This window comes from Paenibacillus zanthoxyli JH29 (assembly GCF_000520715.1).
Taxonomy (GTDB): Bacteria; Bacillota; Bacilli; order Paenibacillales; family Paenibacillaceae; genus Paenibacillus_AQ; species Paenibacillus_AQ zanthoxyli.
Genome location: NZ_ASSD01000682.1, coordinates 1 through 9674, shown reverse-complemented (window position 1 = coordinate 9674; position 9674 = coordinate 1). Strand labels below are relative to the sequence as shown.

The 9674-nt window shown below is 53.2% G+C and carries 11 protein-coding genes; 1 reads left to right on the top strand and 10 read right to left on the bottom strand.

The genetic code is table 11. From position 1 onward, the window contains the following. The 6 genes from L691_RS0126260 to L691_RS0126235 form a co-directional block, all read right to left on the bottom strand. On the bottom strand, positions 1 to 365 hold a 365-nt coding region (locus L691_RS0126260; protein WP_025693171.1), incomplete at its 3' end, for a cupin domain-containing protein. 161 nt (positions 366 to 526) lie between these two features. Next, the gene (locus tag L691_RS0126255; protein WP_025693170.1) at positions 527 to 1459 is read right to left on the bottom strand and encodes an SPFH domain-containing protein; all 933 of its coding nucleotides are present in this window, start codon (positions 1457 to 1459) and stop codon (positions 527 to 529) included. 4 nt (positions 1460 to 1463) lie between these two features. Continuing rightward, positions 1464 to 1889: an NfeD family protein gene (locus tag L691_RS0126250; RefSeq protein ID WP_036738439.1), complete on the bottom strand. Its 426-nt coding sequence runs from the start codon at positions 1887 to 1889 to the stop codon at positions 1464 to 1466. Positions 1890 to 2142: 253 nt separating this feature from the next. After that, positions 2143 to 2790: an XTP/dITP diphosphatase gene (locus L691_RS0126245; RefSeq protein ID WP_025693168.1), complete on the bottom strand. Its 648-nt coding sequence runs from the start codon at positions 2788 to 2790 to the stop codon at positions 2143 to 2145. A gap of 1 nt (position 2791) precedes the next feature. Beyond that, positions 2792 to 3550: a ribonuclease PH gene (gene rph / locus L691_RS0126240; protein WP_025693167.1), complete on the bottom strand. Its 759-nt coding sequence runs from the start codon at positions 3548 to 3550 to the stop codon at positions 2792 to 2794. A 195-nt stretch (positions 3551 to 3745) separates the two neighbouring features. Then, complete coding sequence (locus L691_RS0126235; protein ID WP_025693166.1) at positions 3746 to 4933, bottom strand: GerMN domain-containing protein; 1188 nt, start codon at positions 4931 to 4933, stop codon at positions 3746 to 3748. A 279-nt stretch (positions 4934 to 5212) separates the two neighbouring features. On the opposite strand from L691_RS0126235, the gene L691_RS0126230 reads away from it, so the two are divergent. Further along, positions 5213 to 5824, top strand: a complete 612-nt coding sequence (locus tag L691_RS0126230) for a phosphatidylglycerophosphatase A family protein (RefSeq protein ID WP_025693165.1) — start codon at positions 5213 to 5215, stop codon at positions 5822 to 5824. A gap of 236 nt (positions 5825 to 6060) precedes the next feature. Here L691_RS0126230 and L691_RS0126220 read toward each other — a convergent pair whose 3' ends face one another. The 4 genes from L691_RS0126220 to L691_RS0126205 all read right to left on the bottom strand — a co-directional run. Then, positions 6061 to 6795 carry a class I SAM-dependent methyltransferase gene (locus L691_RS0126220; protein ID WP_025693164.1) on the bottom strand — a complete coding sequence of 245 codons (735 nt, stop codon included), beginning with the start codon at positions 6793 to 6795 and terminating at the stop codon, positions 6061 to 6063. A 312-nt stretch (positions 6796 to 7107) separates the two neighbouring features. Next, positions 7108 to 8253 (bottom strand): homocitrate synthase/isopropylmalate synthase family protein, encoded by a 1146-nt coding sequence (locus L691_RS0126215; protein ID WP_025693163.1) that lies wholly within the window; start codon positions 8251 to 8253, stop codon positions 7108 to 7110. Further along, a complete protein-coding gene (locus tag L691_RS0126210; protein WP_025693162.1) occupies positions 8231 to 9004 on the bottom strand; it encodes a HesA/MoeB/ThiF family protein in 774 nt (257 codons plus the stop codon). The genes L691_RS0126215 and L691_RS0126210 overlap by 23 nt, the downstream gene beginning before the upstream one ends. 79 nt (positions 9005 to 9083) lie before the next feature. Next, positions 9084 to 9674 (bottom strand): DUF269 domain-containing protein (locus L691_RS0126205; protein WP_025693161.1); only part of this gene is annotated, 591 nt, incomplete at its 5' end.

Here is a 9674-nt window from a genome sequence, read left to right as displayed (position 1 = left end):
GCCTGCCATACGCCGGCGGGTACGAGCGCCTGTGGCTGCTGGCCCGCGGCGATATCAAGACCCAGCACGATTTCCTGCACATCACCGGGAGATTCTCCATTTCCTCCAAGGCTTAACACAAGGGGGCCTCCGGCATGCCAGAACCAATGCTCATCCGACAGGACGGTATGCCACTCGGAAATTTCGCCCGGATGCAGCAGAAAATAGATGGTTGATGCCGCAGGACGGGGACCGGAGTAGTCTTCGCCCAGGAGATCCCGGGGAATTTGAACGGATGATTTCCAGATTTCCTTAAACCAGCCGCCCTCGACATGACGCTCAAGGCCGAGCAGTTCAACAAAAGGTGAAAGTTCTTTTTGTGCCACGATCTTCTCTCCTTACGATATGTTCCCGCTGGTTCCGCTCTCCCGGAATCCCGAAGTGTAGAATGGGACAACAAAGAGGGGCACAGCACGGATCGGATGTTGGTGCCCGTGTCCCCTACTTTAGCCGAAAACGGCGTAATTGTAAAATGAAATTCCGCAGCTTATTTATCCTTACCAGCCTTGAATACGTCGGCTATCGCCCCCAAGCTTCCGAGCGTTCTGACAACGTCAGTCGGCAGGAATACCTTGTTGGCCGGTCCTTTGGAGATCTCTCCCAAAGCTTCAAAGGACTGATACGCAAGCACCTGCTCATCCAGCCCCGCGCTTTTGAGCAGCTCAATCCGCAGCTTCTCCGCTTCAGCTACCGACTGAATCGCTTTGGCCTGACCGAGCGCCTCCAGTTCCTGCGCTTGACGCAGACCTTCTGCCTGATAAATCCTTGCTTCCCTGTCTCCCTCCGCTTTCAGGATTTTACTCTGCTTATCGCCCTCTGCGCGCAAAATCATATCCTGTCTGGCAGCTTCCGCCTCCAGCACAATCGCCCGCTTATTCCGCTCCGCCTTCATCTGCTTATCCATCGCTTCCTGAATGTCCACCGGCGGCTTGATATCGATCACTTCGACCCGCTCAATCCGCACGCCCCATTTCTCCGTCGCTTCATCGAGTGCGAGACGGATTTCGGTCGAGATTTTCTCCCGGCCGGACAGCGTCTCGTCTAGCTCCAGCTTGCCGATAATCTGCCGCATCGTGGCTGTGCTGATGTTCCGTACCCCATATACATAATCGGATATGCCATAGGTCGCTTCTTCCGGGCCCACCACCTGATAGAAAATAATCGTATCGATCTGCACCTGTACATTATCCTTCGTGATCACCGTCTGCGGAGGCACATTGGTCTGCTGAATCCGCAGATCATGATAGGTCCGCACGTGGTCGATAATCGGAATCAGAATATTCAGACCCGGCGTCAACAGTCGGTGAAATTTACCGAGCCGTTCGACGATACCTACCCGCTGCTGCGGAACGATTTTAACCGTAAGTGCGATAAATGCGATCACCACAACCAAGATAACTCCAATAACCGCCAATTCCATTCTCTTATCCCTCCCAGCGTTCTACTTCAATAATAGCGTTTCCTCTACTGATTACTCTGACCTTCTCATCCACACTCAATTGCTGCACCGACGCGGCACTCCATATATCGCCCCCGACCTTTACCTGCCCGTATCTGCCCGGCTCGATCGGCTGGATGACAATTCCCTCCCTGCCGACAATATCGGTGCCGATGTCCTTGAAGCCCTGCGAAGCACGAAACCTTGACACCACCGGTTTCGAGAACAGGGTCAACCCGAGCGCAACCAAAGAACCGGTAAGTACTTGAATCAGCACTGCGTCCGGTGCGGCAAGCGATACAAGGCCTGCGGCAACAGCGCCAATGCACAACCACAACAGATAAAAAGTGAGCGTCAGCATTTCGGCAACCAGCAATATGCCGGCGGCGATAAACCAGATGATCCAGACCATCAAACGTCACCTTCTTTTTCGCTTTATATTAACAATAACGAAAAGAATTCTTCTGCGTTGCATCTTTTTACATAGCTATTAACAACCGCTATATCCATTGTATTTCTACCGGGGCGGCGTTATGATGACAGCCTGATTCTTCATCGTTCAATCGGCTTGACCGATATGCTGATAGCTTAGCGTGAGATAAAAAATAACCCCAAACCTGAATGGATGGATTCATGTCCATTCAGGTTTGGGGCCATATTAAGATTTATTTACCTGTGCCGAGGGTATCCTGCGCGGCCAACTTCTCCGTCAGGAGCCGCAGCGCCATTCCCCTATGACTGATCGACTGCTTCTGTTCCAGCGTAAGCTCAGCCATCGTCTTCTCAAATTCCGGAAGATAGAACAAAGGGTCGTAACCGAAGCCTCCACCGCCCGCAGGTTCAGAGGTAATCCAGCCGTCCACTGCGCCTTCGGCCGTAACCTCCGCAGCCGTGGACGGGTCGTACAGCGACAGCGCACAGACGAACCTTGCCGTGCTGAGGAGCGGTTGTCCTGTATCCTCGCCCTGCTTTAATCTCTCCAGTTCGCTGAGCAGCTTCAGATTGTTGTCCTCATCCGACGCGCCTTCGCCCGCATAGCGAGCGGAATAAACACCGGGACGGCCGCCAAGCGCATCCACGCAGAGCCCTGAATCATCGGCAAGCACAGGCAGCCTAAGCGCTTCAGCGATCTGCTTCGATTTTTTCAGCGCATTCTCTGCAAAGGTTGTTCCATCCTCCACCACGTCCGGCAGCTCGGGATAATCTAACATGCTTTTTACCGTCAAGCCAAGCGGCACAAAAGCATGCTGAAATTCACGAACCTTGCCGGCATTTTTGGTTGCAACAATAAGAATACCGGTTCTTGAGTTCATACTATACCTTTTGACTGGTCTTGCCGGATGGAATTTTGAGCGCGATCGGTCCAAGGGCTTCTTTTTGGGCGGCAATTAGTTCAAGAATCCCTTGTTCGGCCAGACCCAGCAGATTATCCAGTTCTTTTCGCGAGAAGGGCCGCTCTTCCCCGGTTCCCTGCAGTTCGACGAATTCGCCGCCGCCGGTCATCACCACGTTCATGTCAACATTGGCTTTGGAATCCTCTTCATAATTCAGATCCAGCAGCGGGCGATCGCCCACAATACCGACGCTGATGGCCGCCAGATAATCGGTGATAGGGAACACGGTGAGACGGTGCTGGGTTACAATTTTGTTAATAGCAAACGCCAGTGCGATAAAAGAACCCGTAATTGATGCGGTTCTCGTACCGCCGTCCGCTTGAATAACATCGCAATCCAGGGTAATATTCCGCTCCCCGAGCGCCTGCAAATTGACTACGGAACGAAGAGCCCGGCCAATGAGCCTTTGGATTTCCATCGTTCGTCCGGTCAGCTTTCCCCGTGCAGCCTCACGCTGGTTCCGCGATTGCGTCGCGCGCGGCAGCATGGAATACTCCGCCGTCACCCAGCCTTTCCCCTGTCCTTTCAGAAACGGAGGGACTTTCTCCTCTACAGTGGCCGTACAAATGACCTTGGTGTCCCCCATTTCAATGAGTACAGAGCCTTCGGCATATTTATTGATTTGGGTCGTAATCTTCAGCGGCCGGAGCCCATCGTCGTTTCGCCCATTAGATCTCATTTTGTCTGCCTCCTACATTTGTATAGCGTGAGCTTCGTTTAAGCATCCTTTATTCTACCAAAGAGCAGGCGCAAAAGCATCTTTTTCGGCCTGGCGGCTAGGCAGCGTCCGGGCAGATCAGGGCTTTCCATCGTACGCAGCGTTCGCGAAGCATAAGTTCTTCGGAAAAATATTAAGTATTATCTAAGTTATCCTTTAGAGAGGGAGTTCATTCACATATTGCGGCGCTGATACAGGCTTGCCATAATCGACATTGTCGGTTCCGGTAACCGTCTGCTTGCCGTTCATCCGGACTTGGACCATGGCATCGTCCGAGTTCTGGGCAATCGTGAGTACTACGGACTCCAGCAGTTCGGCGGGAACCTGGCTGCCGTCATCGAACATATCATCGTTCAGAGATACGGTGACTACCCCGTTCTGTCCTTTCTCGACGGAATCCAGCGACGTCTCTGAAGTCATTACCGTTTCCAGCCCATTCTCGGAATTGGGTCCTTCAATCAACTCGTTCATCGCTGCTTTCAGCGGGTCCTGTCCCGGCGTTACGTAGCGGGTTACCGGAACATAATACTGAACACCGCCCGGGGAAGCTGCCGAGAAATAAACGGTAATCGCGCTGAAATTCATCGATACCGGACCTTGCGATGGCAGGTTGATCCCTATGCTGCGGGTCAGCGGACGATCGAGCGGTGTTCCCTTAAGCGGCATCTCATTCAGCTTCTTGCCGTCAACCCACAGCTGTACTCCCGTAATACCCTCCTGGCCGGTCAGCGTCCAGGTAACGGCCTCAAGCAGCTTTCGTTCGTCAGCCGGAGCATAAGTGCCGAATTTGCCGCCAAACTCGGCGACGGCCAAATTATGGTCGACCGTTACATTTTTAACTTCTGTGCCCTGCGGCAGGACGCCATGGAAACCGCCCGGCAAATCAGCGGCATAGGCTCCACCGTCAACAAGCGCTTCAAGAGACTGCTTCAACGCCCCATCTTTGCCCGATGCGGGAAGAGTGAGCGCTACGGGAGCAAGCAGACCGTTATCATTCTGTAAAAAAACGGTCGTGCGGGCAGCAGTCGAATCGTTTTCGCCTTTAAGCGCCGAACTCCCGCTTCCGGCTGCGGCGTTATTCGCCGCGGTACCTGAAGCGGCAGCACCCTCGCCTGAGTCGCTGCTGCTACCTCCGTTGTCCGCGCCATCCTCCGCTACAGGTGCGAATACCCCGGTATCCAGCGTATTCCCGCTCGTCTGCAGCATTTGCTCCTCCACATTGCCGGGCGGCGGGTCAATGGCAGCCGATTGGTCCGAGCCGAACAAGCCGCAGCCGGACAGCGCCAGTGGAATTGCCAGCAGGCAGGCTGCCGAAGCCAAGGCAAGTTTTTGCTTATTTTTCATTTGGATTTGCCCCTTTCAAGGTTATCGATACGGTTTGTACTGCTATGTATACGAGCTGCCGGTCCAAAAAATAACAACGGCTTATCCTAAAATAGCGAGTGCCTGCCTGGGCACAGCAGCTTCCGCTCCTCTCTCGGCTAAGCTGGTGAATTCCGTATAAGTCCCCTTTTCTGGACAAATACTTCCTGTGAACGTACAATTTGACTACGGCGCAGCATGGGGGTCCATGCCAGCCGGTCATAGATCCGACCAACTACATTTTTAGCGGGGTGACTGAACATGGCCGATGTAAAAATCCCTTACAGTCTGAACAGCAAAGCCGTCGCACAGGCAACGAGGGCCTGGCTTCACGCACGCGGAGTGAAGATTGAAGAGATTGCGGAGCTTGTCCTACTGCTTCAGCAGAAATATTACCCTTCCTTAACCAAGGAGGAATGCATTCACAATATTGAGAGGGTGCTCAGCAAGCGGGAAATACAGAATGCCGTACTAACCGGTATCCAGCTCGATCTGCTGGCAGAAGAAGGCAAGCTGATGTCTCCGCTTCAGGAAATGATTGAAAATGACGAAAGTCTTTACGGGGTTGATGAGATATTGGCCTTTTCCATTGTCAATGTATATGGCAGTATCGGATTTACCAATTACGGCTATATCGACAAGCTGAAGCCTCCGGGCATTCTGGAAAGGCTGAACGACAAAAGCGACGGGAAAGTGCACACCTTCCTGGATGACATCGTCGGGGCCATTGCTGCCGCGGCCAGCAGCCGGATTGCCCACCGCAAGCAGGCCGAGCGCGAGAAAGAATTGGGTCTTCCTCATGAGCCGGAGGATAGCGAGGAAACGTCCAATGGCTTGGACGCGGAGGAGATGCAGCGGAATAACGAAGCTTAAATCATATCTCACAGATAGCGCCTGGCTTTCTTATTATGATAGTTGCAGCTAAATCCGGAAGCTGGGTTCCGGAATTTTACGTTCTGAAATTTTTAAACAAAACAGCCGGCGGAATCTTTCTTCCGCCGGCTGTTTTTCAAGGGAACAGTCATGCTTTTATTGAATAAAAGCGGATCTAACCCGCTCTCCTCCAATGCCGCCTATCTGCTCCTCCCCTATATCCAGTTTCTGTTCATCTATGGACGAGTCCCTACGAAAATCATGCGCGGCGAAGTCTCCGCCTCATATTTCTCTTCATCGTAGCTGCCGTGCACCGATTCGATCGAAAGACCGGCATTCGCGATTAAAGCGCGGAATTTCTCCAGTGAATACAGCTTCACCCGCTCATGATACTGCCGCGGCGTTCCATCGGATTTGGACGTCAGTACGATGTCTTTCTTTACATAACCGTCCTCAATCCTCCGCTTCTCGTCAATCAGATTGTCTCCGTCTTCCCGTGTGGAATGCGGCACCAAATGGGTCATCGCATAGGAAGGATTCAGGAAATCGATGATGAACTTTCCTCCCGGCTTCAGCATCCGCCGAATTTCCCGCAGTACCTTCAGCTGTTCCTCGTCCTCCTCAAAGTAACCAAAGGATGTGAACAGATTGACTACTGCGTCAAATCCGCCCTCAAGCGGCAATTCCCGCATGTCGGCCCGGACCCAATTGACCCGCTCCGCGCCTTCCTGGGTGCGTGCCTCGCGCAGCAGCGCTTCCGACAGGTCGATTCCGGTGACCTCGTAGCCCGCTTCCGCGAGCGCCAGTGAATGCCGTCCCATGCCGCAGCAAAGGTCCAGCACTTTGGCTTTCGATGGCAGGCCGAGCCAGCCGGTCATCCGCTCGACCTCTCGCCGGGCTCCTCCGAAATCCCGATGCCTATATACGATCAGATAGTCCTCCCCAAAGCTTTTCTCATACCATTCGCTCATGTCCCGTTTCCTCCCGCAGGTCCGTTTCATTAATCCAGTTTATGAATCTGCAAATGTACCGATTATTTTACCCCCTTTTGCCGCTAAACTCAAAGCTTCAAGTCACTCGCGCTCCATGAAACATAGTATAACCTGTCCGACATTCCAGAACCGGTCGCGCGGCAGACTGGCGCTTTTCGTATACAAAAGGGACCGATTCGCAAGGAAATGCTTATCCCGTGAATCAGTCCCTTATTTCTAGAGAGAATATTTTATCCATTGTTGCTTCAGCCCTGCCTTTGTAGAAGCAGATTATCAGCTTTCTCCGTCTTCTCACACCGCGTTCTGCGCCTGCTGTTGTTCTTCCAGCAGCCATTCCACCAGCAGGGCTTCAGGCACGTTGCCTTTGCTGGTTTCAGCATATTCCCGGACACGCACCAGCAGCCTGGCTGCCGTATCGGGGTCCACTTCCAGCCCCCGCTTGCCAAGAACATGAGCGACGCCGCCCGTTCCAGAGTGCTTGCCGAGCACGAAACTATGCTCTCTGCCGACTTCAGCCGGGTTAAAGGTCTGATAGGTTTCCCTATCCTTCACCAGTCCGTCGACATGAATACCCGATTCATGCGTGAACGCCATCTTTCCTACAATGGGCTTGGAATCTCCGACACTGCGGCCGGAAGCCGCGATCACCATATCGGCAATGAGCTTGAGCAACTCGGCCCGGATGTTACTTTGGCCGCTGTACAAATAACGCCAGGCCAGCGCAACTTCCTCCATCGCCGCATTACCTGTTCGCTCACCGATTCCCGCGACGGTCGTGCTCGCCCACGTCGCTCCGGCGGCGATGCCGCTCAGCGTATTCGCGACAGCCAATCCGAAATCGTTATGGCAGTGCACCTCCAGCTCCACATCAGACGGCACAGCTCCAAGCAGCGTACTTATCCGCTCAGCCATTTGACCGGGATGATGTGCGGAAACCGTATCCGCATAACGGAACCAGCGTATACCGCCTTCCTTATACAATGAATTGACCAATTCCACCAAAAAACTCATGTCCGCACGAGACGAATCTTCCATACCGACCGACACGGTCATACCCAGCCCACGCGCATATTCCACCGCACGAAGCAGCTTGGCTAAACCTTCAGCAGGCGAAAGCCCGAGCTTACCCCGAAGCTGAACTTCGGAGGCAGGAATTGAAATATGACACCAATTTACTCCCGTCGCCAAAGCCTTGTCGATATCGCTTTTGAGTGCTCGGTTCCAAGTCATCAGCTTCATGGGAAGACCGAGGGCGGCAATCGCCGCAATGTCCTCTTGTTCCCGAATCCCCATAGCCGGAATACCGATCTCCGCTTGTTCTACACCGCACTCCGACAGCAATCTTGCGATTTCCAGCTTTTCCGCCCTCGTGAATGATACTCCAGCCGCCTGTTCGCCATCCCTTAGCGTCGTGTCACATAGCTTGAGACTTTTCACGGTTACCTCCTTCTCCGCAGCAAGCGCAATTCGGATTACGGGCAAGTCGGACACTGTAGGTGCTAAAGTCAAGTGAGTTAAAGCGATACATAATGCCGGTATAGGCCGGTCCCACCCTTGTAATCCATTTTACGGCTTCCAGCGCAGCCAGGCAACCCGCAATACCGGAAGTTGCGCCCAGAACTGGAAATCCAAAAGGTTCCCACTGAGGCTGATTGTCGGGATATAAACATTCCAAACACGGCGTCTCTCCTGGAACCATTGTTGTCAAAGATATTTCAAAGCCGTACATCGCCGATTCCACCATCGGCTTGCCGGCCTCTACGCAGAGTCGGTTCAATACGTACCGCTCCGGGAAATCATAACGGGCGTCGATAACGATATCGGCGCTCTCAATCCAAGGCTTTGCCTTGTCATACTCAATCTTGGAATTGTAACCCTCGATTTCCATCTCGGGATTGAGCCGCCGCAAATGCTCCACGGCCGTGCTCATCCGTTCCATTCCCAAGTGTTCGCTATCCATTAGAATCTGGCGGTTCAGGTCCGGTAAGAGAATTTTCCCTTCATGCGCGAGAATCAATTTGCCGACTCCTGCAGCCGCCAAATAAATCGCTGCTGTACCACCCAGGCCGCCGATACCGGCGATCATTACCGTCGCTTCTTTCAGCGCTTTCTGTCCGTTCTCTCCCAGCAGCTTCAACTGCCGTGCATACCGCTCCTGTTCCAGAAAACCGATCGACCCTTGCTCCATCGCATTATACCTCCGTTATCGCTCATGATTTAATAGTTTCAAATAGTATAGGATCGGAGGTGTTTCTTGACAATGAAGTTTATCCCTCCAGACTGAGTAATCCGTGCACAGCAGTCTGTTCTTTATACTTATCTAAGAAGGCAAGGCCCTCATCCAAGCAAGCAACCGCATAGGCAACCGTCTTCTCCAGAGAAGTGAACGGAAATGGAAAGCCTGCGCGCAGGCTCTTCATCACAAGAATGATGCGGCCGCTGTAGATCAGTCCACGGCCGAACCCTTCCACATTAATTTCCGCAGAGCTCTGAATCATCAAGCCGCTCTTCTCCTCCATCACACCGGCGATGGCCTGAAACAGTACCGGCACCTGGCGGCGGACTTCATCGGACGCCGTGCAGTTGATGTCCGATTTAGCCTTATCCTCCGCTGAAGCCAGGAACAGCTTCGCAATCTTCTCCTCGGGAGTCAGTGAAGCATAACGGCCAAAATAATCGCTCGCGCTAAGCAGATCATTTAAACGGCGGACAATACGCTCCGCCTTTTCAGGATCGGGCGCCGGTTTGGAACGGCGCTTCGGCCGCACTTGAGCTGTGTCCGCCGGCTGTTCGTTCGCAGATGCGACTTCATTAGCCATTTGATCCATTGACCCCAGCTCCTTCCTCTTCCTCCGCAC

Bases quoted from the DNA above. Each gene is read 5' to 3' on its own strand.
- L691_RS0126245 (WP_025693168.1), bottom strand. From the start codon at position 2,790: ATGAACTCAAGAACCGGTATTCTTATTGTTGCAACCAAAAATGCCGGC.
- rph (WP_025693167.1), bottom strand. From the start codon at position 3,550: ATGAGATCTAATGGGCGAAACGACGATGGGCTCCGGCCGCTGAAGATT.
- L691_RS0126255 (WP_025693170.1), bottom strand. From the start codon at position 1,459: ATGGAATTGGCGGTTATTGGAGTTATCTTGGTTGTGGTGATCGCATTT.
- L691_RS0126220 (WP_025693164.1), bottom strand. From the start codon at position 6,795: ATGAGCGAATGGTATGAGAAAAGCTTTGGGGAGGACTATCTGATCGTA.
- L691_RS0126230 (WP_025693165.1), top strand. From the start codon at position 5,213: ATGGCCGATGTAAAAATCCCTTACAGTCTGAACAGCAAAGCCGTCGCA.
- L691_RS0126235 (WP_025693166.1), bottom strand. From the start codon at position 4,933: ATGAAAAATAAGCAAAAACTTGCCTTGGCTTCGGCAGCCTGCCTGCTG.
- L691_RS0126210 (WP_025693162.1), bottom strand. From the start codon at position 9,004: ATGGAGCAAGGGTCGATCGGTTTTCTGGAACAGGAGCGGTATGCACGG.
- L691_RS0126250 (WP_036738439.1), bottom strand. From the start codon at position 1,889: ATGGTCTGGATCATCTGGTTTATCGCCGCCGGCATATTGCTGGTTGCC.